At 58.9% G+C, this 22,738-nt stretch carries 22 protein-coding genes; 13 read left to right on the top strand and 9 right to left on the bottom strand.

From position 1 onward, the window contains the following. Nucleotides 1–30: 30 nt before the first annotated feature. From ACR0FB_RS05420 to ACR0FB_RS05405, 4 genes are all read right to left on the bottom strand, one after another. Complete coding sequence (locus ACR0FB_RS05420) at nt 31–1,185, bottom strand: carbohydrate ABC transporter permease (RefSeq protein ID WP_171637115.1); 1,155 nt, start codon at nt 1,183–1,185, stop codon at nt 31–33. A 1-nt stretch (nt 1,186) separates the two neighbouring features. After that, nucleotides 1,187–2,209 (bottom strand): carbohydrate ABC transporter permease, encoded by a 1,023-nt coding sequence (locus tag ACR0FB_RS05415; RefSeq protein WP_152460108.1) that lies wholly within the window; start codon nt 2,207–2,209, stop codon nt 1,187–1,189. A 66-nt stretch (nt 2,210–2,275) separates the two neighbouring features. After that, entirely contained in the window at nt 2,276–3,487 is a 1,212-nt protein-coding gene (locus ACR0FB_RS05410; protein WP_171637111.1) for an ABC transporter substrate-binding protein, read from the bottom strand. Nucleotides 3,488–3,562: 75 nt separating this feature from the next. Then, nucleotides 3,563–4,609, bottom strand: a complete 1,047-nt coding sequence (locus ACR0FB_RS05405) for an ABC transporter ATP-binding protein (RefSeq protein ID WP_171723890.1) — start codon at nt 4,607–4,609, stop codon at nt 3,563–3,565. 152 nt (nt 4,610–4,761) lie between these two features. Here ACR0FB_RS05405 and ACR0FB_RS05400 point away from each other — a divergent pair, with 152 nt between their 5' ends. Both ACR0FB_RS05400 and ACR0FB_RS05395 read left to right on the top strand, forming a co-directional pair. Next, the gene (locus ACR0FB_RS05400) at nt 4,762–5,775 is read left to right on the top strand and encodes a nuclear transport factor 2 family protein (RefSeq protein WP_480620402.1); all 1,014 of its coding nucleotides are present in this window, start codon (nt 4,762–4,764) and stop codon (nt 5,773–5,775) included. Continuing rightward, nucleotides 5,772–6,644: an amidohydrolase family protein gene (locus ACR0FB_RS05395; RefSeq protein ID WP_480620400.1), complete on the top strand. Its 873-nt coding sequence runs from the start codon at nt 5,772–5,774 to the stop codon at nt 6,642–6,644. The genes ACR0FB_RS05400 and ACR0FB_RS05395 overlap by 4 nt, the downstream gene beginning before the upstream one ends. A 98-nt stretch (nt 6,645–6,742) precedes the next feature. On the opposite strand, the gene ACR0FB_RS05390 is transcribed toward ACR0FB_RS05395, so the two are convergent. From ACR0FB_RS05390 to ACR0FB_RS05375, 4 genes are read right to left on the bottom strand one after another with little or no spacing between them, the layout of a single operon-like run. Further along, a complete protein-coding gene (locus tag ACR0FB_RS05390) occupies nt 6,743–7,780 on the bottom strand; it encodes an ACP S-malonyltransferase (protein ID WP_480620398.1) in 1,038 nt (345 codons plus the stop codon). Further along, complete coding sequence (locus ACR0FB_RS05385) at nt 7,777–9,966, bottom strand: thiamine pyrophosphate-dependent enzyme (RefSeq protein WP_480620397.1); 2,190 nt, start codon at nt 9,964–9,966, stop codon at nt 7,777–7,779. Before ACR0FB_RS05385 ends, ACR0FB_RS05390 begins: the two co-directional genes overlap by 4 nt. A gap of 11 nt (nt 9,967–9,977) precedes the next feature. Further along, nucleotides 9,978–11,180, bottom strand: a complete 1,203-nt coding sequence (locus ACR0FB_RS05380; protein WP_171170247.1) for an acyl-CoA dehydrogenase — start codon at nt 11,178–11,180, stop codon at nt 9,978–9,980. Next, nucleotides 11,177–12,352: a pyridoxal phosphate-dependent aminotransferase gene (locus tag ACR0FB_RS05375; protein WP_480620395.1), complete on the bottom strand. Its 1,176-nt coding sequence runs from the start codon at nt 12,350–12,352 to the stop codon at nt 11,177–11,179. The genes ACR0FB_RS05380 and ACR0FB_RS05375 overlap by 4 nt, the downstream gene beginning before the upstream one ends. Nucleotides 12,353–12,441: 89 nt before the next feature. Between ACR0FB_RS05375 and ACR0FB_RS05370 the strand changes: the two genes are divergently transcribed. Further along, nucleotides 12,442–13,347, top strand: coding sequence for a LysR family transcriptional regulator (locus tag ACR0FB_RS05370; RefSeq protein WP_480488469.1), 906 nt, complete (start codon nt 12,442–12,444; stop codon nt 13,345–13,347). A gap of 43 nt (nt 13,348–13,390) precedes the next feature. Here ACR0FB_RS05370 and ACR0FB_RS05365 read toward each other — a convergent pair whose 3' ends face one another. Continuing rightward, a complete protein-coding gene (locus ACR0FB_RS05365) occupies nt 13,391–14,266 on the bottom strand; it encodes a LysR family transcriptional regulator (RefSeq protein ID WP_171723884.1) in 876 nt (291 codons plus the stop codon). A 132-nt stretch (nt 14,267–14,398) separates the two neighbouring features. On the opposite strand from ACR0FB_RS05365, the gene ACR0FB_RS05360 reads away from it, so the two are divergent. From ACR0FB_RS05360 to ACR0FB_RS05315, 10 genes are all read left to right on the top strand, one after another. Continuing rightward, entirely contained in the window at nt 14,399–15,364 is a 966-nt protein-coding gene (locus ACR0FB_RS05360; RefSeq protein WP_171637095.1) for an NAD(P)-dependent oxidoreductase, read from the top strand. Nucleotides 15,365–15,399: 35 nt separating this feature from the next. Beyond that, on the top strand, nt 15,400–15,570 hold the full coding sequence (locus ACR0FB_RS05355) for a hypothetical protein (protein ID WP_480620393.1): 171 nt from the start codon (nt 15,400–15,402) through the stop codon (nt 15,568–15,570). A 98-nt stretch (nt 15,571–15,668) separates the two neighbouring features. Next, the gene (locus ACR0FB_RS05350) at nt 15,669–16,700 is read left to right on the top strand and encodes a sterol desaturase family protein (RefSeq protein WP_480620391.1); all 1,032 of its coding nucleotides are present in this window, start codon (nt 15,669–15,671) and stop codon (nt 16,698–16,700) included. Nucleotides 16,701–16,868: 168 nt separating this feature from the next. Further along, nucleotides 16,869–17,684 (top strand): PaaX family transcriptional regulator C-terminal domain-containing protein, encoded by an 816-nt coding sequence (locus tag ACR0FB_RS05345; RefSeq protein ID WP_480620390.1) that lies wholly within the window; start codon nt 16,869–16,871, stop codon nt 17,682–17,684. Between the two features lie 234 nt (nt 17,685–17,918). Continuing rightward, a complete protein-coding gene (gene pcaF, locus ACR0FB_RS05340) occupies nt 17,919–19,121 on the top strand; it encodes a 3-oxoadipyl-CoA thiolase (protein ID WP_171637091.1) in 1,203 nt (400 codons plus the stop codon). A 15-nt stretch (nt 19,122–19,136) separates the two neighbouring features. Next, nucleotides 19,137–20,114 carry a 1,2-phenylacetyl-CoA epoxidase subunit PaaA gene (paaA, locus tag ACR0FB_RS05335; protein WP_171118422.1) on the top strand — a complete coding sequence of 326 codons (978 nt, stop codon included), beginning with the start codon at nt 19,137–19,139 and terminating at the stop codon, nt 20,112–20,114. 23 nt (nt 20,115–20,137) lie between these two features. Then, nucleotides 20,138–20,422 carry a 1,2-phenylacetyl-CoA epoxidase subunit PaaB gene (gene paaB / locus ACR0FB_RS05330; RefSeq protein WP_480620387.1) on the top strand — a complete coding sequence of 95 codons (285 nt, stop codon included), beginning with the start codon at nt 20,138–20,140 and terminating at the stop codon, nt 20,420–20,422. After that, nucleotides 20,422–21,180: a 1,2-phenylacetyl-CoA epoxidase subunit PaaC gene (gene paaC, locus ACR0FB_RS05325; RefSeq protein ID WP_209835369.1), complete on the top strand. Its 759-nt coding sequence runs from the start codon at nt 20,422–20,424 to the stop codon at nt 21,178–21,180. Before paaB ends, paaC begins: the two co-directional genes overlap by 1 nt. 6 nt (nt 21,181–21,186) lie before the next feature. Then, nucleotides 21,187–21,645 (top strand): 1,2-phenylacetyl-CoA epoxidase subunit PaaD, encoded by a 459-nt coding sequence (paaD, locus tag ACR0FB_RS05320; protein WP_171118426.1) that lies wholly within the window; start codon nt 21,187–21,189, stop codon nt 21,643–21,645. Between the two features lie 13 nt (nt 21,646–21,658). Next, nucleotides 21,659–22,732 carry a 2Fe-2S iron-sulfur cluster-binding protein gene (locus ACR0FB_RS05315; protein ID WP_480620385.1) on the top strand — a complete coding sequence of 358 codons (1,074 nt, stop codon included), beginning with the start codon at nt 21,659–21,661 and terminating at the stop codon, nt 22,730–22,732. Nucleotides 22,733–22,738: the final 6 nt, after the last annotated feature.

The following is a 22,738-nucleotide window of genomic DNA, read 5'->3' as shown; positions in this document are numbered from 1 at the left end:
ACATGGCGTTATGTCGGGCGTTCTTGCTCATCAGCCTTTCACTGCCCCGGCTGTCAGACCGCTGACAATCTGGCGCTGGAAAATCAGCACAAGGAAGATCAGAGGCGCGGTGATCGACACGGCAGCGGCAACCGCAACGACCTGATCGGTTGTCGTCGTCTCGCGATTGAACATGCCGACGATGGCGGGAACCATGGTCTGGTTCTGCGCATCAAGCAGCAGCGCGGTGACCAGAAAATCGTTGTACGCCAGCAAGAAGCTGAACAGCCCCGTAGTGATCACACCTGGCCACATCACCGGCATGATGACACGGCGGAAGGCCTGAAAGTGGCTACACCCATCCACGCGGGCGGCCTCATCCAGCTCGGCCGGGATGTTCTGGAAGAACGAGCGCAACATCCAGATCGTGAAGGGTTGATTGATCGCAACCAGAACAGCGATCACCGCAAAAGGCTTGCCGTACAAGGTTGGTGCGTTTTCACCCAAGATCGGGCTGAGCCATTCGGCCGAGTTGATGAACACCGGCAGATAGCCTGCTACCAGAACCGAATGGGGCAATGCCCGGAACACCAGTGCGACGATCAGGATCCAGAAGGCCAAAGTTGATCCTGACCGCGCCAGACCGTAGCCCGCCAATGTGCCCACGGTCAGCGACACCGTCACCACGCCCGTCGTTACGATCAGCGAGTTCTTGAAGTTGTTTGAAAAGCCCCGGTCGATCCAGACGGTTTTGTAATGCTCGGTCGTCAGACCAAGCACATCCCGTCCCAGTGGGCCAAACAGCGGGTTCAACACGTTCAGGATTGCAGGCAGGACCACGAAGAACACCAGCAGGAAACCCACCAGCAAGACCAGAACACCGATCAGCCAGCCGAACCATTCCTGACCGGGCTTGGTGTAGGACTTTATCATCGAAGGCAGTGTTTTGGTGGCAGCGAAGATCGTGCCCCAGATAACCGCGATGCCCAGAATGATATCCAGCAGCGACAAGCCCTTTCCGACGCTCAGCGTGGCCGGCCCGAAGATCACGTTCAGCGCGTTGCTGTCGAACGCATCGACGGGTGACTTGAAGCTCATGACCACGATCCAGAAGATCGGAAAGGCCGCGATCAGGCACCAGAGCGCAAGGAAGATGTTCGAGGTCAACCGCAGGCTGAAGGGCTGGCGAAGCGCACGCGAGGACATGTCAGTGACCTCCTTTATGGTCGCGCCACGTACGGCGCAGCGGCAGGATAAGCAGGATGACGACACCGATCATGGTCAGCATCGAGTTGGCGGACGCCCGGCTGATCGACCGGTTGCCGGCCTGATCCGGCGTCAGATAATCGAAGGTCAGCCACTGTAGCGAGATGACGTAGCCCTGGCTCGAAAAACCGACGATCTCTTCGAACACGCGGTAGCTGTCCATCAGGTGGATCATCGACACGAAAATGATCAGCGGCATCAGGTGTGGAATGACGATGTATTTCAGGCGCTGCCAACGGGTCGCACCGTCAATCACGGCACTTTCAAGACTGTCCTGATTGACCGTTTGCAGCCCGGCGTAGAAGACGATTGCGGCAAAGGGTGCCACGTGCCAGACGCGGTAGAGCATCATCAGTATTTCGATGGTCCAGGCTTGGGCGAACAGGGCGATGTCCCGGTTCAGCCACCATTCCATCATTGCGGTCAGGATGCCGTCGCCCCGGAACAGCCAGTTGATCGACAGTACTCCGATCACCGGCGTGATGATGAAGGGCAGCAGGGACACAAAGATCACCGGGCCGCGGATGGACCGCGCCGCGTTGTTGATCAGTATTGCGATCCCAAGCCCGCACCCGACCACAAGCGGCAGAGTGATCAATGTGAAGGTCAGGGTGAACCGAAGCGCCTTCCAGAAGTTGATCGTAGACAGCACATGCCAACTGCCGTCGCTTATGGCGCGCCATGCGCGTTCAGGCTCCAATACGTTGCGATAGCTTTGCAAGCCGACATATTGGGTTTGGGTAATGACCTCGCCATGTTCGTCGAGCTTTGGCTGCGAAACCATCTCGGTCACGCAGGTCTGCGTCAGGAAACCGGGCGTGCAGGTTTCCTTTTCGACCGTCTCATAGATCGGCTGTGTCACGTAAAAACTCTGCTTGAACACGCTGACCAGAGGAAACGCGATAAAGAGAAGCATCATAAAGACAGAGGGGCCGACAAATGCGGCAAATGTCCGGAAATTCATGGCTCTGCCTTTCTCATGACTCTCGAAGGGAAGGGGCGGGAGGGCCGTAGCCCTCCCACGGGAGGATCAGTTGCTGATCAGACCGGCTTCTTTCGCGGCAGTGATGTAATCTGCCTCGATATCCGCAAGCGTCGTCTGAGCATCCTTGGCGCCGGTCAGGTAGTCGGCCAGACCGTTGCCCAGGGCGGTGTGCATGATGCCCATCGGACCAGATGCCGGGTACGCCTTTGCGCCCGCTTCAGCCGAAGCGGCTGCTCCTGCCGCCAAAGCACCCGCTGAATAGGCAGGACTCAGCCAAACAGCGACGTCGTTGTTTGCGCTGACCATTTCGCCGTCCATGCCCTCAAGCGCGACGCGGAATGCGGCGTCGGCCTCTTCGTCGCTCATGTTCGAAGCAAGAACGATGCCATCCCACCAGATGGTGGTTGCCGGGGCCGCCGAACCCATAGGAGCGGCTGCCATGGTGACTTTGCCGACGACCTGGCTTTCGGCCTCATCATTCATCGCGGCGGCACGGCTGGCCCAAAGGTTTGCCATGGCGATCTTGCCCTGCTGGAATTGTTGCTGAACGTATGTCGAGTCGGAAACCAGATATTCCGGATCCATGTAATCGGTCATGGCTTTCAGTGTTTCCAGCGCAGCGACGCCCTGCTCGTTGTTGATCGTTGGAACGTTGCCGTCGCCAAAGAAGGAGCCGCCTTCGCCAAGGTACATGTTGACGAATTCCTGGCCGAGGTTCCAACCGGTCTTGAACGTTCCCCCGATCGGATAATCCATGACACCGGCTTCTTTGATCTTGGCGGCCGCTGCCAGGACGTCATCATAGGTTTTCGGTTCTTCGATGCCCAGTTCAGCCAGAACATCATCGCGATACATCAGGTGCTGTGCATTAACCATCATCGCAATGGCCATGGTCTTGCCATCAACCTTGATCAACTGGTTGGGCAGTAGGTCCTGGCCGTATTTTTCGACCAGATCATCCAGCGGACGGATCGTGCCTGCGTTCAGCAACGGCACCAGGGTCGCGTTTGAAACACCGCCGATCTGATAAAGCGCGGGATCCGCAGCAAATGCTTCGGGCTGCTTTTCGCGGAATTCCTGATCCAGCGATGCGCTGAAATTGCCGCATTCTGCCATCGCATCGGTGACCGCCTTCCAGGCTTCAAAACCGGCGGACAGCGATTTTAGCGGCACTTCGTTTTCAAAGGCGCAATCTGCCCACGCGCCGGTGGCGGCGATGGACATGGCACCGGCCATGAGGATCGTCTTGAGTTTCATAGGTTTCTCCCTGTCAGGATCGGTCCGTCGTCGACGTCCGGACCGGTGTTATGCCCTTGCGGGCCGTTTGTGGGGTCAGCCCCCGATCCGCGCACCGCTTCCAGCTTCGAAGAGGTGACAGATTTCCGTCGGCACCGAGAACGAGACCATTTCGCCAATCTCGGCGCGGAATGCTTTGTCTGCTTTCACCGAAACCAGAGCTCCGCCGACCCGAACCGAGATCATGGTCGCGTCGCCCAGCAGTTCCAGCGTATAGATCGGAGCGGTGATCTGACCTTTGCCATCGGCAAGGCTGGCATCTTCGGCCCTGAAACCCAGTGTCATTGGGCCATCCGGTGCATCCACCGCAATTTCGACATGTTCGGCGCGGAATATTCCGCTCGCCACGTCGCCGTCCATCAAATTCATGGCAGGTGAACCGATGAAACTGGCGACAAAAGTATTCGCGGGACGGTCATAAATTTCGGTCGGGCTTCCGACCTGCTGAACCACGCCCTGTTTCATCACGACAACGCGGTCGGCAAGGGTCATGGCCTCGATCTGGTCGTGTGTGACGTAAATGGTGGTGACGGCCAGCTCATGGCTTAGGTTCTTGATCTGGGCCCGGGTGGAAACCCGCAGCTTGGCGTCAAGATTGGACAACGGCTCGTCCATCAGGAACACGTTGGGTTCGCGCACGATGGCACGTGCCAGTGCCACACGCTGTCTCTGACCACCCGACAACTCGGCTGGCTTGCGATGCAGGAAATCGTCCAGTTCCACCATGGCGCTGGCGCGGCGCACCTTTTCGTCGTGCGTCGCCGGGTCGATACCACGCACTTTCAGCGGAAAGCGGATGTTCTCGTAAACGTTCATGTTGGGATACAGAGCGTAGCTCTGGAACACCATCGCCACGTCGCGGTCCTTGGGTTCCAGATCATTGACCACTTTGCCGTCGACAAGGATTTCGCCTTCCGTCACGTCTTCGAGGCCGGCGATCATGCGCATGGTGGTTGTCTTGCCGCAGCCTGATGGGCCGAGCAGCACCAGAAACTCACGATCTGCAATCGTCAGGTCAAAATTGTGAACCCCAACGAATGAGCCCCATCGCTTGCCGACGTTCCGCAATTGAATTTCCGCCATGGTGCCCCCTGCAAGGAATCGTTTTGCATACGTTTGCAAAACTGTAATTCGCATGTATCAAATCAGGCAAGACTTTTTTGCATACGTATGCAAAAATTGCGGAGAAATCCGACTCAACCTGGCTTCGCGCCGCTCGCAAAACTTTGACTACAATGGTAAATACCGTGAACTTTCAGACAGAAAAAAAACTGGTCTCTGCGTTTCACACCGCATTGGACTCCGCCGCAGTGAAGGAAACTCCGAAGGTGATGAGCCAATTCTGCGCTTCGGATTCGAGGTGGCGCGGCTTTCATCCGTTCAACGAAATCAACGGCGCCGAACAGGTTGCCCGGCAATTCTGGCAGCCGCTGAAGGGCAGCCTTGCTCATTTGCAGAACCGAGTGGATATTCTGTTTGCGGGGCAAAACGCGTTGCAGAAAGAAACCGACGTTTGGGTTGTCGCCATGGGCCATCTGATGGGGCTGTTCGACCGACCGTGGTTGGGTATTCGCCCGACCGGCAAGATGGCGTTCCTGCGATATTGCGCGTTCTACAAGGTGGCCGGTGACAGAATTGTCGAAACGGCGATGTATTTCGACATCCCGCACCTGATGGTTCAGGCTGGCCAGAATCCGTTTCCCCCGCAGACTGCGGCGCATCTGGTGCAGCCCGGACCAAGGTCCCATGATGGTTTGCTGCATGATGAGCAGCCCGCACACGAAGGCGAAAAAACGCTGGCGGTCATCAATGCGATGATCGCGGATCTGGGCCGTTGGGACAGCGGGCTGTCGCTGGAAGAAGAATTGGCGCGCACGTGGCACCAGGACATGATCTGGTGGGGCCCCGAAGGAATTGGCGCGACCTACACGATCGAACGGTATGCCAGGCAACACTCCGGACCGTTTCGCGCTGCCTTCACGGACCGGTCAAAGACCAATCATGTCTGCCGTCTGGCCGAAGGGCATTACGGTGGCTTCTTTGGATGGCCCAACTTTACTGCCACGCCCACAGGGGGTTTTATGGGGATGCCAGCCACCGGAAAACCCGGCGAATTCAGGGTGATCGATATCTATCGCCGCGTCGAAGACAAGCTGGCCGAAAACTGGATCTTCATCGACTTGCTGCATTTCTGGAAAGGACAGGGTGTGGATATTCTGGCGCGCACCACCGGGATTGAAGCATCATGAGGATAGATGCGCATCACCACCTGTGGGACCTTTCGGCCGTGCAATACCCCTGGCTTACAGAGAAAGGTATCGTTCGGTTTTTCGGCGATCCGTCTTCCATCCAGCGGGACTATTTGCTCCCGGAGTTTCGCGCAGACGCCGAAGCCATGGGGTTCGGCGCTTCGGTTCACATTCAGGTCGGCGCCGCTGACCCCTGGGCCGAGGCGCAGTGGGTACACTCCGTTGCCGACCAGTTCCCTGACTGGCCGTTGGTGCAGGTGGCATTCTGCGATCTGACCTCGGATGATCTGGATGCACAGCTCGACCGTCTTCAAACCCTGCCTTCGGTGCGGGGCGTTCGTCAGATTATTGGCCGCGCTCCGGGTGAAGACGCCTCAACTGGCACGAACGCGTTACTTGAAGACCCAAAGTTCTTGGCTGGTCTGAAGCAACTGGGCGCGCGTGGTCTTTCCTTTGATCTTCAGCTGCTGCCAGAGCTGATGGGTCAAGCAGCGAATGTCCTTGCACAGGCGCCGGAGACCCGGATCGCTCTTTGCCACGCAGGTTCGCCATACGACCGGACCCCGCAAGGGTTGCGACGGTGGGCAGATGAATTGACGGCCTTGTCAAACCTGCCACATGTCTTTTGCAAACTCTCCGGCCTGGGAATGTTCGACCAGGATTGGAATGCTGAAAGCGTCTCGCCGATCGTTTCAACCTGCCTGTCCCAATTTGGTGCCGATCGCTGCATGTTCGGATCGAATTTCCCGGTCGACAGCCTTACCTCGACCTACAAGGAAACCGTTTCCCGGCATGCGTCGCTCATCCCGGGGTCGATGCTGGACGACGTCTTTCGCGGCACGTCAGAACGTTTCTATCGCATTGAATAGCGCCGGACACGACAAACCGGACTACCTGCACCGGTTTTCTGAAACGGCTTGGCAACCTCGGCGCGCCGGCTCTGAGGCTGACCGGTGGGCCCACAGGTTCATGTCACCTGTTTCCTTTGATCAACCATTCCTATCGAACACAGAATCGGGCTGTTTCCTTGGCGAGACTGAAATGTCGACTTGTCCGACAGCCCGGACCAATTGGTCAGAATCAGGCTTTGCGCGACGGCACCGCCCAGCGTGGTGCCAGGACCCGTAACAATGAAAAGATCCGGTGCGAACTCATGCGCGGCCTGTGCGATGGCATGGGTGAAATCATAAGTTTCGGTCACTTGATGGCCAAGGGTGTAATCCCAAAGTGCATTCGGGTCGCAAGCTCCGGGCCACCATATCCGGCCACGCCCGTCGATCAGGGGCAGGTCCGGTTGTCGAAACAGGCCAGCGCTCAGTTTCGTGCGGCCCTGCGCCGAGACCGGAGCCTGAAGATGCGAATGGAACCCGGCATGGTTGGCCAATCGCATGGGAAAACGTTCCTGAACCACCGGTACTGCCTTTTCGAACGCGGCCAAACCGGCGTCGTCGCCTGCAAGCACCAACATGCCACCCAGATCAATCGACAGGGTCAACGTTGCATCGGTTCGGTCAATGTCATCCACCAAGGCAAGCAGCTCTGCCTTGCGGGTCTGGTCAGGATGCCAGTCGGAATCCATGAAAGGATAAATCAGTTGTCCACCGATCATGTTTTCCTGCATCAGAGTGCCCATAGTGTTGACCACCTCGAACCCTCCTTCGGCGGACAGCGCACCGCCGCAGGCCAGCGCCGAATACCAGCCCATCGAATTTCCCGTCACCGCAACCACTTCGATTTTGTCAGGATTGATGGCGCGGAAATCACCCAAAGTCGCTGCATAGATCAAAGCAGATGCATTGTCGCCGCGGGTGTGCTTGGCAATGGAATATCGGGCCGCACCGTCCAGTTCGCTGAGCGTTTCTTGCCCCTGCGCGCGCCGCATGTCATCAAAGCGTCGCAACACGGCCTTGTCGCTGAATTGCCGGCCCAGGACACCCAGTTCGGGTTTGTTGTAAGTACCGCGGCCAGGGCAGATGACGACGGCAGTCTGTTTGGCGGAACTCATGTGCCGGCCTCCATCAAGGATCGCGCGGCGGCTTCGATACTGTCCTTCGATGGCATGGTCGCAGCATAGGCCGGGCCCGTGGCGATAAAGCTGTCTTCTGCGGTGATACGGGCCAGCGGCACATCGCATGTTTCATGAAAATGCGCCATCAGAGCTTCGGCCACGCCGCCATGGTGGCGGGTTTCGTCGACGATCAGGATGCGTTTGGCCCCGGTCACGGCCTGTGTCAGTGCCGCTTTGGGCAAAGGGGACAACCAGCGCATATCGATGATCCGTGTCCTGATCCCGTCGGCCTGCAAGGCCGTGCGCGCCTGATGGCTGAGATAGACGCCATTTCCAAAGGTGACGATGGCCAGATCGTCGCCGTCACCGTCCACGCCCACCTCGCCGAAGCCGATCTTTTCAGAAGGGTCGGGATAGGTTTGCATCCAGCCGCCGTCTCCGGCCTCGTGCAGGTCCCGCATCGGGTAGAGGGCGATGGGTTCGAGGAAAACAACCAGCCGCTGTTCTTCACGCGCGAGGCGCACGCATTCACGCAGCATCCGCGCGGCGTCGGCACCGTTCGACGGGCAGGCCAGGATTAGGCCCGGAATGTCGCGCAATACAGCAACCGAGTTGTCATTGTGGAAGTGTCCGCCAAACCCTTTTTGATACCCCAGTCCGGCAATGCGCACGACCATCGGGTTGGTGTATTGACCGTTCGAGAAAAAGGGCAGGGTGGCGGCCTCACCTCGCAGCTGGTCCTCGGCATTGTGAAGATAGGCCAGAAACTGGATTTCCGGCATTGGCGTGAACCCGTTCTGGGCCATGCCGATCGCCAGGCCCAGGATCGACTGTTCGTCCAGCAACGTGTCGATCATCCGGTCAGGGCCAAACCGTGTTTGCAGCTTTTGGGTCACGCCGTAAACGCCACCTTTGCGCCCGACATCTTCGCCCATCATGACGATCTCGCCGTGTTCCAGCATCAGATCGGTCAGTGCCCAGTTGATCAATCGCGACATGATCTGCGGTTCGGAATGGGCCTTGAGATCGCCGCCGAAAATCTCGGCCCGACGCTCGGGTGTTGGGCCATTGGTCGGCGCGCAGGGGCGTGCGGGCGGGATCAGGCTGGCCATCACCTCTGTTGCGTTTTGCAGGCGAGGGCGCGTGATGGCCTGTTCGGCCACGCGGGCGACCCGGGCGCAGGTATCATTGTAGACGCTCAGCGCATGTTCCGGGCTCATCGCGCCGCACTGATCCAACAGGCGCACGGAATGCAGCAGCGGGTCGTTGGCTTCTTCGGCCTCAACCTCGGCTTTTGGCATATAGGTGGTTGGCATATCGGCCCCGGCGTGACCGTACAGGCGAACAGTCCGAACATGTAGGAAAGCAGGTTTCCTGCGGCTGCGCACATAGTCGGCCGCCTGTTGCGCAACGCGATAGGTGTCGAACAGATCCAACCCGTCGCACGAGAAATACTTCAGGCCCGGACGGTTGGCGAAAGTGGCCGCGATCCAGCCTTTCGGCGTTTTGGTCGAGATACCGATCCCGTTGTCTTCGCAGCAGAACAGAAGGGGCAGAGGCACAGATTGAAAGGACGTCCACTGCGCCGTGTTGAAAGCGCCCTGTGCGGTGGAATGGTTGGCCGAGGCATCCCCGAACGAGCAATAGACGATGGCATCCTCGGGCATGTCTGCATGTTCAGGGCGATGACGCCGTGCAGCGGCGACGGCATATGCCGCGCCGACCGCCTTCGGCAGATGGCTGGCGATGGTCGAGGTCTGCGGCGGAATGCACAGCGCTTTCGATCCCAGAACCTTGTGACGCCCGCCACTGATTGGGTCCTCGGAAGACGAGGCAAAGGACAGCAGAATATCCCATGTCGGGCTTTGGCCCGGCACCTGATCCGAGCGGGCAATCTGAAAGGCCGCATCGCGGTAGTGCAGAAACGCCGGATCGGTCGGGCGCAGGGCCGCGGCAACGGCCGCCATGCCCTCATGTCCGGATGACCCGATCGTATAGAACCCCTGACCCGCCTTCTGCATCGCGCGGCTTTGCCGGTCCAGCGCCCGGCTCAGGCATTGCGCCCTGTAAAGTGCGACGGCTTCATGACCGCTCAGCGGTCCGGCCGGTGCGGGCCCTTCGGGAAAGTCCCGCGCCGCAACACGGCGCAGGAAATTGTCATGCACGATTGCGGCGCGATCCATGTCAGATGTCCTTAGGCGAAGGCTTGCAGGCCTGTCTGCGCACGGCCCAGGATCAGGGCATGCACATCATGGGTGCCTTCATAGGTGTTGACGGTTTCAAGGTTCACCATGTGCCGGATCACGTGGAAGTCCTGACTGATCCCGTTGCCACCATGCATGTCGCGGGCATGGCGGGCGATCTCAAGCGCCTTGCCGCAATTGTTCCGTTTGATCAGGCTGACCATCTCGGGCGCGGCGCGGGCTTCGTCCATCAGGCGACCCACGCGCAGCGCGGCTTGCAGGCCCAGCGTGATTTCGGTCTGCATGTTGGCAAGCTTCAGCTGGAACAGTTGTGTCTGCGCCAGCGGACGACCAAACTGTTTGCGGTCCAGCCCATATTGCCGGGCCGCGTGCCAGCACGCCTCGGCGGCGCCCATCGATCCCCAGGCAATGCCGTAACGCGCACGGTTCAGACAGCCGAACGGGCCTTTCAAACCTTCGACATTGGGCAGCAGGGCGTCCTCGCCGACCTCGACATTGTTCATCACGATCTCACCGGTGATCGAGGCGCGCAGAGACAGCTTGCCTTCGATCTTGGGGGCCGACAGTCCAGCCGTTCCCTTGTCCAGGACAAAGCCCTTGATCTTGCCGCCATGCGCTTCGGATTTGGCCCAAACGACGAACACATCGGCGATCGGGGCGTTCGAGATCCACATTTTCGACCCGTTCAGCACATAGCCGCCCTCGGTTTTCTTCGCGACAGTCTTCATCGAGCCGGGGTCCGAACCGGCATCGGGTTCCGTCAGCCCGAAGCAGCCGATAAATTCGCCGGTTGCCAGTTTGGGCAGGTATTTCTGGCGCTGCTCTTCGGTGCCGTATGCGTAGATCGGATACATCACCAGGCTGGACTGCACCGACATCATCGAACGATAGCCGCTGTCCACACGCTCGACCTCGCGCGCGACCAGACCATAGGTCACATAGCTGGACCCAATGCCGCCGTATTCCTCGGGAATGGTTGTTCCCAGCAAACCCATCTCACCCATCTCGCGAAAGATGGCCGGGTCGGTTTCTTCATTGGCAAACGCGGCAGTTACCCGAGACAGCAGTTTGTCCTGCGCGTAGGCATGTGCGGCATCACGAACCATGCGTTCGTCTTCGGCCAGCTGGTCTTCCAGCAGGAACGGATCGTCCCAGGTGAAGGGGCCAAGGTGCGGGGCGGATTGAGGTTTCATGCAAGTTTCCTTTCCACAGCGGTTTTGAGACGCGCAAGGCCCGCTGCAATTGTATCTTCAGCATAAGCGAACGACAGGCGAAGATGGCCCGGCATCCCAAAGGCGCGGCCGGGCACCAGGGCAACGCCGGCATCTTCCAGCAACCACGTGCAGAATTCCGCGTCACTGTCAAATGGCCCGCCTTGTTCTTTCAGCAGGCCAGTGCAGGACGGAAAGGCATAAAACGCCCCGTCCGGGGTGGAACAGCGCAGCCCGGGTACCGCGTTCAACCCGTCGACGACCAGATCGCGGCGCGCGGCAAAGAGGGCGCGACGCACCTCCAGCAACTCGGGGTCGCAAGTGATCGCGGCCAGCGACGCCCATTGCGAGATCGAGCATGCCCCCGATGTGACCTGACCCTGAACAGCGACCATGGCGCTTATCAGATCGGACGGTCCGATCCCCCAGCCGATGCGCCATCCGGTCATCGACCACGCCTTGGCCACACCGTTGACGATCAACATGCGATGGGTCAGCGCCGGGGCGGCCTCGGCCGCGGACGTGAAAGGTGCAAAGCTGAGATGGCGATAAATCTCATCGGCCAGAACCCAGACCTGCGGGTGGCGCTCCAGCACTTCTGCCAGCCCCGCAAGTTCTGCCTTAGCGTAAATCGCGCCCGACGGGTTCGAGGGTGAATTCAGCATCAGCCAGCGCGTGCGCGGTGTGATGGCGGCCTGCAATTGTTCAGGCAGCAGTTTGAAGCCCTGTTCCATCGGGCAGGGCAGAACAACCGGCACCCCACCTGCCATCCGGACAATATCGGAATAGCTGGTCCAATAGGGGGCGGGCATGATGACCTCGTCGCCGGAGTTCAGGCTGGCCAGCATCGCATTTGCGATCACCTGTTTCGCGCCTGTTGATACGATGACCTGGGTCATCTCGGCACCTGCTTGTCGGGCAATTTCCGCGCGTAGTTCAGGCACACCGGTAGTGGGCGGGTACTTGGTTTTGCCCTCCAGTGCCGCTGAATGCGCAGCTTCGACCACACGGGGCGGCGTCGGCAGGTCCGGTTCGCCGGTTGACAGCGCCAGAATATTACGCCCTTGGGCGCGCAGGCGGGCGGCGGCCTCTGAGATCTGGACGATTTCCGACAATTCGATACCGTTCAACCGGTCAGCGCGCTGGAACACCATGAACCTTCCTCTGCAATCAAGTTCGGTTTTAGCCACAAAGTTACTTGAGAAAAATACGCCAATGAGTATCTTTTCAGTGACTAAAACTCATGAGTTCCATGCCCCGGATCAACTCACTGCCATCTCTGGCCCTAATGCGCAGTTTCGAAGCCGCCGCGCGCCATGAAAGCTATACCATGGCGGCCGAAGAGCTTGGCGTGACGCAAAGCGCGATCAGCCGTCAGGTCCGAGAGCTTGAGGCCGCGATTGGCGTTACGTTGTTTCGGCGGGTTGGACGCGCAGTGCGCCTTTCCAAAGCGGGGCGGGCCTTGCGGGACGAGCTGGCAGGTGATCTTGAACGTCTCAGCGGCACGATCAACCGTGCGATTGCAGCCGGAGACGGTGCGTCGCTTTTGACCCTGGCCGTCCTGCCCACCTTTGCGACACGGTGGCTGGTGCCGCGCCTGCCGGATTTCAAAACGCGCCATCCCGGAATCGAACTGGATCTGCACTCTTACACGACGCCTTTCAGCCTTGAAGAACGACGTATGGATCTGGCCATCCATTTCGGGCAGGAGGATTGGCCGGGCGCGCAATTGCGCAGGTTGTTCCCCGAGCATCTGGTGGTCACGGCAGCACCTGCGCTGCTGAGACGTCACAGGCTGGACACCCGTGCGCAAACCTTTGAACTGCCGCTTTTGCATCTGACCTCGCGCCCCGAGCTGTGGTCTACCTATCACTCTCAACTCGGGCTGGATTCGGGGGCGGTTTTTCCGGGGATGCGGTTTGACCAGTTCTCGATGCTGATCGAGGCCGCCGTCGTCGGTTTGGGTGCCGCCGTTCTGCCCTCGTATTTGATTGAAGAAGAGTTGGCGTCCGGCGTTCTGACCGAAATCGGCCAGATCGCCAACACGTCGAACAGCGCCTATTATATCGCAACGCCAACAGGTCAGAAGAACGACGCCGTTCAAGTTTTTGCAAACTGGATCAGCAAGCAGACGCGGGCACGCGCGTAACTGGGAAAAACACAAGATCGAACTCACTGCCCGCAGGCACATCTCAAGCGAAAATCTGTTTGAGCCAGGTTTCAAACATCTGTTTGGCAGCAGAGTTCGCGTTTGATCTCTGACCATCGACAAGGAAATGGCTCTGTTCGATTGGAATGGCGTCCCCGACTATCGCGATGGACCTTCCGGCCTTGATTGCGGTTCTGGCAAAGCGCTCAAGGATTACCGCGTATCCTCCACCTTCCGCCACGATGTCCACGGCGGCAATTGTCGTGTCCACGGTGAAGCAAGACGCCGCAGGAGAATACTCTGTGCCGAAAGCGGAAAAATACCGGTGCCACATGTCCTGAAATCCCAAAATCTGTATCTGGGGTTTGACCAGCAGTTGTTCCGTCGAAGGCCATTTCCGATCTCGTGATCCGGCTGCAACCGGAACGATACGTTCGTCCGAGATCTTGCTGAACGGCCCGTCGTTCCATTCCCCGTTTCCCAACCGCAGCTCGACATCGACGTTTTCCCTGCCCGCGGATTCTGCCCAGATATTTGAAACCAACCTGATCGATACACCCGGGTGTGCGCGTGAAAACTCAGGCAATCTGCCGGCAAGGAACAAGCTGGCCGTGGAAATCGGCACACGCACGACCAGCTCATGCTTGTGGCTGGAGCCAAACAGGCTTGCGGTTGACAGGTCGATATCGCCCAAGGCGCGCCGAACTGAAAACGCATACGCCTGCCCGACCTCTGTCAGGCTGAGGTTGCGCGCGGCACGAAAGAACAAAGGGCAGCCCAGCTGTGCTTCCAATGAGCGGACGTGCAGGCTCAAGGCCGTCTGGGTGATGCCAAGCTCTTCTGCCGCAGCAGTAAAGCTCATATGCCGTGCGGCACAGTCAAAAGACCGCAGCCAGACCAGATTGGGCGTTTTTGACATTTCCAGCACCAAAAAATTTTATGGATACCGGCGATATTTATTCGTTTTACACGCTGCATTCAACGCCCGTAGATTTCATCAGGGAAAAACAGCGCTGGTCCTCTGATTGGCCACCGGAAAGGGAACGCAGGTATGAAAGTTGGATTTATCGGCCTTGGAAATGTCGGCGGGAAACTCAGCGGCAGTTTGCTGCGCAATGGCGTTGATCTGACCGTACATGATCTGAACTCTGACCTGGTGTCAGGTTTCGTCGACCGCGGGGCAAAGGCCGCCGAGAATCCGGCACAACTGATGCGGGATTGTGATGCGGTGATCACCTGCCTGCCTTCTCCGGCGGCTTCGGACGCTGTGATGCAGGACATGCTGCCCGAAGTGACCGAGGGCAAAATCTGGATGGAGATGTCCACCACGGATGAAGCTGAGGTCAAGCGTCTAGGTGCGATGGTGAAGGAACGCGGTGGCGCTGCCGTCGATTGTCCGGTCTCGGGCGGGTGTCATCGGGCGGATACCGGCAACATTTCGATTTTTGCCGGATGTGATCGCGCCACGTTCGAACGTATTCTGCCCTTTCTGACCACGATGGGGCGTCGCATCCTTCATACCGGTGAACTGGGATCTGCTTCGGTACTGAAAGTGCTGACCAACTATCTGGCCACTGCAAACCTGATCACCTGTTCAGAGGCGCTTGTGGTCGCCAAGGCCGCCGGAATGGATTTGAATACGGCGTATGAGGCAATGAAGATCAGTTCGGGAACATCCTTCGTGCATGAAACCGAAAGTCAGGTCATCCTAAACGGATCTCGTGATATCTCGTTCACGATGGACCTGGTGTTGAAGGATATCGGCCTGTTTCAGGAGGTGGCGGATCGCGCCGGGGTGCCGCTGGAGATCAATCCGCTGATGATCGAGATTTTCAAGGACGGGATTGAGAAATATGGCCCTCGTGAGTTTTCCCCCAACATCATCCGCCGGCTCGAAGACAAAACCGGGCTGGATATCCGCGCGCCGGGGTTCCCATCGGAAATGCTGGACGATGAACCCGAAGAGCCAGGTTACGAAGTGATCCCGCAAGGATCTGACCTGAAGGCCGCCGAATAGGGCGGTGCGCGGCGGGCAGGAAACGGATCTATGTCATGGCGGATCATCAATCTTGCGCCGATACGTTCGCCGACATGGGCGGATCCTGCATCACGCCTGAAGCAAATCGGCTGAAACGTCTGGCCGTTTTTCGTGCCCCCAAGAAACCAGATCGGCGGGGCTGGTCGCGCAATGTGCACGATAACCGCCGCCCGTTCCTCGAATAGGTCACATCATGTATCGCCGGCCGTCCCGCAAATATCCTTACGAGCCGCCTCCGGCTTGGTCCTGAAAAAGGTGACTTTATTCAGGAAAGGACAATCACGTGACGATTCAAGACGCGAACCCTCAGGACACCACCAACGCACCGCCCGAGCCCGGCCCCATGAGCCGCGAATGGCATTGGCACCCGGACTTGCCGGTGAAATACGCCCCGTACTGGAACTGGCCGCCGAAAATCGGCGTCCTGGCGAAATGGGTTTGGCCGAACTGGCTTCAGTTCTCGGACCGCTCGATCTTTCTGGCCTTGGCCTTCCTTGTGGCCTTCTGGGTACAGCCCGTCGATGCCGGGCAGGCTTCGTTTGCCCCGGGCTGGATGTCATGGGTGTTCATTCGGAACTGGGTGCTGCTGTTGATCGTCGCCGGTGGTCTGCACATGTGGTTCTACGGGGTCGACGGGCAGGGAAAGCTGCTGAAATACGACCCACGGCCTTACATGAAGCGCAAGAGTGCTTTGTATAAGTTCGGCTATCAGACCTGGGACAACATCTACCATTCGATGGTCTTTGGCGCGACGATCCTGTCGATGCTGGAGTGTTTTCTGCGCTGGATGTACGCCAACAATTATATCGCCACGCTCAGCTTCACGGCGCATCCGGTCTGGTTCGTGCTGCTGTTTCCGATCCTGGCGATCTGGCAGAGCTTTCATTTCTACGTCGTGCATCTGTTTCTGCACCAGCCATTCATCTACAGACATGTTCACGCCGTACATCACCGCAACGTCAACACCGGCCCATGGTCGGGCATGTCGATGCATCCGGTCGAGGCCTTGGGGTATCTCAGTGCCATCCTGATCGTGCTGGTACTGCCCAGCAACCCGGTGCACATGATCTTTCTGGGGTATTGGCTGATGTTGGGCGCCGCCTCGTCTCATTCCGGGTACGAGGCGATCTGGGCGCGCGACCGTCAGGCGTTGTTGATCGGGGCGTTTTTCCACCAGTTGCATCACCGGTATTACGAATGCAATTACGGCAACGCAGAAATGCCCTGGGACAAGTGGTTCGGAACCTATCATGATGGCTCGGACGAGGCCACGAAACGGACTCGCAACCGCAAACGTGACATGCATTCCAAATAGAGCGGCACGCAACGCGGGCCGCGCGCAGCTGGCGCTGCCTCGGCCGATCATTTGTCTTGCCCGATAACGCTTGACTGAACCGATCCCGTTGCCGAAATCCTGGCCCTGTACGAAACCGGGCGCGCGGGGCCGGATGGCAATTCCCTCGGGCCTGATTATACTGTCCAAATGAAAGATACCGCTCCAGACTGGTTTGAAACCTGTGTCAGCCGGCTGACCACGACAAGCACCCAGCGGGTGTGGTCTGTTCTGGTCACGATTTTCGGCGATCTGGCGCAGGATGGATCAGATCAGATCAGTGGATCACTGATCACCGCGCTTACGCGTCTGGCGGGGATCAGGGCCGAGGCCACGCGTGTTGCGTTGCATCGGTTGCGCAAGGAAGGCTGGATTGAAAGCACGCGGGTTGGTCGGAACAGTGCACACAGGTTGACCAGCTTCGGCCGCCGTCAAAGCGTTGCAGCCGCACCGCGTATCTATTCCCGCGACTCGAGCATGCCGGATATCTGGCATGTCCTCATCGCCAGCAACTCGGAAAGTTCCCGAAAGGAATTGTCGGACCTGATGCTGACGGGGGATTACTTCTCGCTGAATGCGTCCACGGCCATGGCGCCCGGGCCGATGCCGGATGATCTTGAAGAGCTTCTGGGTTTCGAGAGCGACACGATGTCCGTCCCGAACTGGCTTCGCGACCTGTGCGGGCCGGAGCCATTGAAAACCGCCTATGATCAATTCTGGGATGCCATTCAGGTTGTTGAGAGGCTTTTGCCCGCAGAGGGGGCGGGCGACCCGATGCGGTCGGCGGTTCTGCGCGTACTGGTGGTGCATGCCTGGCGACGTATCGTTCTGCGCCACCCAAGCCTGCCACCGGTTTTCCTGCCGGACGACTGGAAAGGCGCCGCATGCAGAGAAGCTGTCTCGCACTTGTTGGACAGGCTACCGCGCCCCTCGCTATCGAGCTTGGAAGCCGAGCTGATGGACTGACCCACAGCGGGGCAAAGTTTGGGTGAGCTGCCGGATGTCCTGCCATTGTTAAGAAGGGCTGCGTCGTCTTTTTTGCAGTCAAGAAAACCTCTTTGGTCAGTAGTCACATTTAATGTTACAAGATGTACGGCACATAAGAAGATTGAGTAACATAAGACTTGCATCGAATCAGGGGAAGATTTATTAACCGACCAGACGGTAGATATTGTTCCATGGGAACAGGAGTACTCTAAGATGGACGCTTTCATTTGTGACGCGACGCGCACTCCGATCGGACGCTACGGAGGAGCGCTTTCGACGGTCCGCACAGATGATCTGGCTGCTTTGCCGTTGGCGGCATTGAAGGCGCGCAACCCTCAGGTCGACTGGGCCAGTGTTGACGACGTGATCTATGGCGATGCCAATCAGGCGGGCGAGAGCAACCGAAACGTTGCGCGTATGGCGGCGCTGTTGGCGGGTTTGCCGATTGATGTGCCGGGAACGACGGTGAACCGTCTGTGTGCCAGTGGCATGGATGCCGTGGGAATGGCGGCGCGCGGCATCAAGGCGGGCGACTATGATTTGGCCATTGCGGGTGGCGTGGAGAGCATGTCCCGTGCGCCGTTCGTGATGCCCAAGGCAAGTTCGGCGTTCACCCGCAGCAACGCGGTGTACGATACCACGATCGGATGGCGTTTCGTGAACCCGAAGATGAAGCAGGCATACGGCGTCGATTCCATGCCGCAAACGGCCGACAATGTCGCCGAAGATTATGGTATCAGCCGGGAAGACCAGGATGCCTTTGCCGCGCGCAGCCAGTCCCGCTGGGCCGCCGCGCATGCGGCTGGGGTGTTCAAGGACGAAATCACCCCGGTTTCGGTTCCCCAGCGCAAGGGTGATCCGATTGTCGTTGATACGGACGAGCACCCGCGCCCGGGAACTACGGCAGAAAAACTCGCGGGTCTGAAAGGTGTGAACGGGCCCGACAAAACCGTGACGGCGGGAAATGCGTCCGGTGTGAATGATGGCGCGGCGGCGATCCTGATGGCGAATGAGGCCGCAGCAGCCAAGAACGGCCTGACCCCGATGGCCCGTGTGGTTGGCATGTCGGTTGCGGGTGTTGCACCACGTGTGATGGGCATCGGCCCGGTGCCGGCCAGCCGCAAGGTGTTGGCCCGCGCAGGACTGAGCGTGGATCAGATGGACGTGATCGAACTGAACGAGGCGTTTGCGTCACAGGGCCTTGCCACCTTGCGCGAGCTGGGTCTTCCCGACGACGCACCCCACGTGAACCCCAACGGTGGCGCAATAGCGCTGGGCCATCCCCTTGGCATGAGCGGTGCGCGTCTTGTGCTGACCGCGGCCTATCAATTGAAACGTACCGGCGGGCGCTATGCCCTGTGCACCATGTGTGTGGGTGTCGGGCAGGGTGCGGCCCTTATACTTGAACGCGTGTAACGGAGGAGACGGGACATGTATGCTCAGATGGTAGAATCCGAAGCGTCGAATGAAGATCCGGACAAGCTTGCTGAATTCCAGGCGCGGATCGACGCGGATATCAAGATCGAGCCAAAGGACTGGATGCCGCACGGGTATCGCAAGACGCTGATCCGTCAGATTGGACAGCACGCTCATTCCGAGATTGTGGGCCAATTGCCGGAAGGCAACTGGATCACGCGCGCGCCGACGCTGGAGCGGAAGGCGATCCTTCTCGCCAAGGTGCAGGACGAGGCCGGGCACGGTCTTTACCTGTATTGTGCCGCCGAAACGTTGGGTGTCAGCCGCGATGAACTGACCGAGATGCTGCTGGATGGCCGCATGAAATATTCGTCGATTTTCAATTACCCGACCTTGAACTGGGCCGATATCGGTGCCGTCGGGTGGCTGGTTGACGGGGCGGCGATCATGAACCAGGTGCCGCTGCAAAGAACGTCCTACGGGCCGTATTCGCGAGCTATGATCCGCATCTGCAAGGAAGAGAGCTTTCACCAGCGTCAGGGTTACGATGCCATTCGCAAGATGGCCGAAGGTACGCCTGAGCAACGCAAGATGGCGCAGGATGCGATGAACCGCTTCTGGTACCCGTCACTGATGATGTTCGGTCCGTCCGACAAGGACTCGGTGCATTCGGCCCAGTCGATGGCGTGGAAGATCAAGATCAACACCAATGACGAGCTGCGCCAGAAATTCGTCGACCAGACCGTGCCGCAGGCTGAATATCTGGGTCTGACAATCCCTGATCCAGATCTGAAGTGGAACGAAGAGCGGGGGCATTACGACTTTACGGAACCCGACTGGTCGGAATTCTTTGACGTGATCAAGGGCAACGGCCCGTGCAACGTGGATCGGCTGGCCGCGCGCAACAAGGCATGGGACGACGGCAAGTGGGTCCGTGACGGGCTGTTGGCCCACGCCCGCAAGAAACAGGCCGGCAATCTGGCTGCTGAATAAGCTTACCCTGAGGAGGATACCCGATGAATACCGAATGGCCCCTGTGGGAAATCTTCATCCGCGGTCAGCATGGGATGAGCCACCGACATGTCGGTTCGCTACATGCCCCTGACGCGAAAATGGCAATCAAGAACGCGCGCGATGTTTACACCCGCCGCAACGAAGGCGTCTCGATCTGGGTGGTCGAAGCCAACAACATCTCGGCTTCGTCGCCCAGCGACAAAGGCCCACTGTATGAACCAAGCCAAAGCAAAGTGTACCGCCACCCGACTTTCTTCGACATTCCCGATGAAGTGGGGGCAATGTGATGACCCGGGACGAGGCATTTCTGCAATTCCTGCTGCGGATGGGGGACAACACCCTGATCCTCGGCCATCGTGTCAGTGAGTGGTGCGGCCATGCGCCGGTTCTGGAAGAAGACATAGCGCTGGCCAACACCGCGCTGGACCTGATTGGTCAGACCCAGATGTGGCTGGGCCTTGCCGGAGAGGCCGATGGTGGCAAAAGCGCCGACGATCTGGCCTTCCTGCGCGACGCCTGGGATTTCCGCAACGTGTTGCTGGTCGAGGTGCCGAACGGCGATTTCGGCCGTACGCTGATGCGTCAATTCCTGTTCGATGCGTGGCACTCGATCATGCTGGGGCGGCTGATGGCTTCCTCGGACGAGCGGGTCGCGGCAATCGCCGCCAAGGCCAGCAAGGAAGTGACCTACCATCTGGAACGTTCGGGCGACACGGTTGTCGGGCTTGGCGACGGAACCGAGGAAAGTCATGCACGGATGCAGGACGCACTGGATTACCTGTGGCCCTATGTGGGCGAGATGTTTGCCAGCGACGAGGTGGACGCCCAGATGGTCGCCGCAGGGATCGCGCCGAACCCGGCGGATTTGCGAGAGGAATACGACGCTCTGGTTGAGCGGGTCCTCAATCAGGCGACGCTGACCATTCCGGAAAGCCGTTTTGCCCATAAAGGCGGCCGCAACGGGCGCATGCATACCGAACATCTGGGCCATCTGCTGACGCAGATGCAATGGCTGCAACGCGCCTATCCCGGAGCAAAGTGGTAAAAGCGGATGCGGGTCTCGACTGACCAGATATGGAGCTGGCTGGATGCCGTGCCCGATCCCGAAATCCCGGTGATTTCCGTCGTGGATTTGGGCATTGTGCGCGATGTGCGCTGGGACGCTGATACGCTGGTCGTAACCGTCACGCCAACGTATTCCGGTTGCCCGGCGACATCCATCATCAGTATGGATATCGAAACCGCCCTGCGCGATCACGGCATCGGGGATCTGCGCATAGAAACCAGCATTTCACCCGCCTGGACCACCGATTGGCTCAGCGAAAAAGGCCGCGCCAAGCTAGAAGATTATGGAATTGCGCCGCCGCAACCCGCGGGCGGCCCGGATCGCTGCCCCCATTGCGGCAGTAAAGCAGTCGAAAAGGTCAGCCAGTTCGGCTCGACCCCGTGCAAGGCCCATTGGCGCTGCGCGGACTGTCTGGAACCCTTTGACTATTTCAAGTGCATCTGAGGAGGAGCACCGGATGGCACGTTTTCACGACTTGAAAGTCACCGACATCCACAAAACCATCCGCGATGCGGTTGTCGTTACGCTTGAACCTGTTAACGGCGCAGCGGAACAGTTCGACTTCGCCGCCGGCCAGTACCTGACGTTCCGGCGCGAATTCGACGGTGAAGACTTGCGCCGCTCCTACTCCATCTGTGCCGGCAAGGATGACGGTGTTCTTCAGGTTGGCATAAAACGCGTCGAGGGTGGCGCGTTCTCAAGCTGGGCAAATGAAGAGCTCAACATAGGTGACGTCGTGCAGGCGATGCCGCCCATGGGCAATTTTCACGTGCCCATCGATGCGGATGCGGAAAAACAATACCTTGGCTTCGCCGGCGGATCGGGGATCACGCCTGTTTTGTCGATCCTCAAAACCACGTTGGCACGCGAACCCAAATCCCGATTTACGCTGATCTATGCCAACAAGGGCATCAACACGATCATGTTCCGCGAGGAACTGGAGGATCTGAAAAACCTCTATATGGGCCGGCTGAACGTCATCCACATTCTGGAAACCGACGCGCAGGAGATTGATCTGTTCACCGGTCTGGTGACGCAGGAAAAATGCCGAGAGCTGTTCAAGCACTGGATCGATGTCAAGAATGCAGACACCGCATTCATCTGCGGACCAGAGCCGATGATGCTGGGTATTGCCGCCGCTCTGCGGGAACACGGTCTTGAGGACAGCCAGATCAAGTTCGAACTCTTCGCCAGCGCCCAGCCGGGTCGGGCCAGACGCAGGGCAGACGCGGCCGACGCAGGCACGCAGGCAAACCAGACCAGTGCTTCGATCACACTGGACGGCGCGACGCAGACCGTCACCTTGCCGAAGGATCAGTCCATTCTGGATGCCGCCCTGGAAAATGCCATGGACGCACCTTACGCCTGCAAGGCCGGGGTCTGTTCAACCTGCCGCTGCCGTGTTCTTGAGGGCGAAGTCGAGATGCTCGCCAACCACGCGCTGGAAGATTACGAGGTCGAAAAAGGTTACGTGCTGAGTTGTCAGGCTTACCCGGTGACCGACCGCGTGGTCGTGGACTACGACCAGTAAAGGGAG

It is taken from the genome of Ruegeria sp. P10 (assembly GCF_056534925.1).
This window is presented reverse-complemented; position numbering and strand designations above follow the sequence as displayed.

What these genes read in the sequence shown, in the direction of transcription:
- ACR0FB_RS05420 (WP_171637115.1), bottom strand. Translation starts at nt 1,185, where the DNA reads ATGTCCTCGCGTGCGCTTCGCCAGCCCTTCAGCCTGCGGTTGACCTCG.
- ACR0FB_RS05415 (WP_152460108.1), bottom strand. Translation starts at nt 2,209, where the DNA reads ATGAATTTCCGGACATTTGCCGCATTTGTCGGCCCCTCTGTCTTTATG.
- ACR0FB_RS05410 (WP_171637111.1), bottom strand. Translation starts at nt 3,487, where the DNA reads ATGAAACTCAAGACGATCCTCATGGCCGGTGCCATGTCCATCGCCGCC.
- ACR0FB_RS05405 (WP_171723890.1), bottom strand. Translation starts at nt 4,609, where the DNA reads ATGGCGGAAATTCAATTGCGGAACGTCGGCAAGCGATGGGGCTCATTC.
- ACR0FB_RS05400 (WP_480620402.1), top strand. Translation starts at nt 4,762, where the DNA reads ATGGTAAATACCGTGAACTTTCAGACAGAAAAAAAACTGGTCTCTGCG.
- ACR0FB_RS05395 (WP_480620400.1), top strand. Translation starts at nt 5,772, where the DNA reads ATGAGGATAGATGCGCATCACCACCTGTGGGACCTTTCGGCCGTGCAA.
- ACR0FB_RS05390 (WP_480620398.1), bottom strand. Translation starts at nt 7,780, where the DNA reads ATGAGTTCCGCCAAACAGACTGCCGTCGTCATCTGCCCTGGCCGCGGT.
- ACR0FB_RS05385 (WP_480620397.1), bottom strand. Translation starts at nt 9,966, where the DNA reads ATGGATCGCGCCGCAATCGTGCATGACAATTTCCTGCGCCGTGTTGCG.
- ACR0FB_RS05380 (WP_171170247.1), bottom strand. Translation starts at nt 11,180, where the DNA reads ATGAAACCTCAATCCGCCCCGCACCTTGGCCCCTTCACCTGGGACGAT.
- ACR0FB_RS05375 (WP_480620395.1), bottom strand. Translation starts at nt 12,352, where the DNA reads ATGGTGTTCCAGCGCGCTGACCGGTTGAACGGTATCGAATTGTCGGAA.
- ACR0FB_RS05370 (WP_480488469.1), top strand. Translation starts at nt 12,442, where the DNA reads ATGAGTTCCATGCCCCGGATCAACTCACTGCCATCTCTGGCCCTAATG.
- ACR0FB_RS05365 (WP_171723884.1), bottom strand. Translation starts at nt 14,266, where the DNA reads ATGTCAAAAACGCCCAATCTGGTCTGGCTGCGGTCTTTTGACTGTGCC.
- ACR0FB_RS05360 (WP_171637095.1), top strand. Translation starts at nt 14,399, where the DNA reads ATGAAAGTTGGATTTATCGGCCTTGGAAATGTCGGCGGGAAACTCAGC.
- ACR0FB_RS05355 (WP_480620393.1), top strand. Translation starts at nt 15,400, where the DNA reads ATGGCGGATCATCAATCTTGCGCCGATACGTTCGCCGACATGGGCGGA.
- ACR0FB_RS05345 (WP_480620390.1), top strand. Translation starts at nt 16,869, where the DNA reads ATGAAAGATACCGCTCCAGACTGGTTTGAAACCTGTGTCAGCCGGCTG.
- pcaF (WP_171637091.1), top strand. Translation starts at nt 17,919, where the DNA reads ATGGACGCTTTCATTTGTGACGCGACGCGCACTCCGATCGGACGCTAC.
- paaA (WP_171118422.1), top strand. Translation starts at nt 19,137, where the DNA reads ATGTATGCTCAGATGGTAGAATCCGAAGCGTCGAATGAAGATCCGGAC.
- paaB (WP_480620387.1), top strand. Translation starts at nt 20,138, where the DNA reads ATGAATACCGAATGGCCCCTGTGGGAAATCTTCATCCGCGGTCAGCAT.
- paaC (WP_209835369.1), top strand. Translation starts at nt 20,422, where the DNA reads ATGACCCGGGACGAGGCATTTCTGCAATTCCTGCTGCGGATGGGGGAC.
- paaD (WP_171118426.1), top strand. Translation starts at nt 21,187, where the DNA reads ATGCGGGTCTCGACTGACCAGATATGGAGCTGGCTGGATGCCGTGCCC.
- ACR0FB_RS05315 (WP_480620385.1), top strand. Translation starts at nt 21,659, where the DNA reads ATGGCACGTTTTCACGACTTGAAAGTCACCGACATCCACAAAACCATC.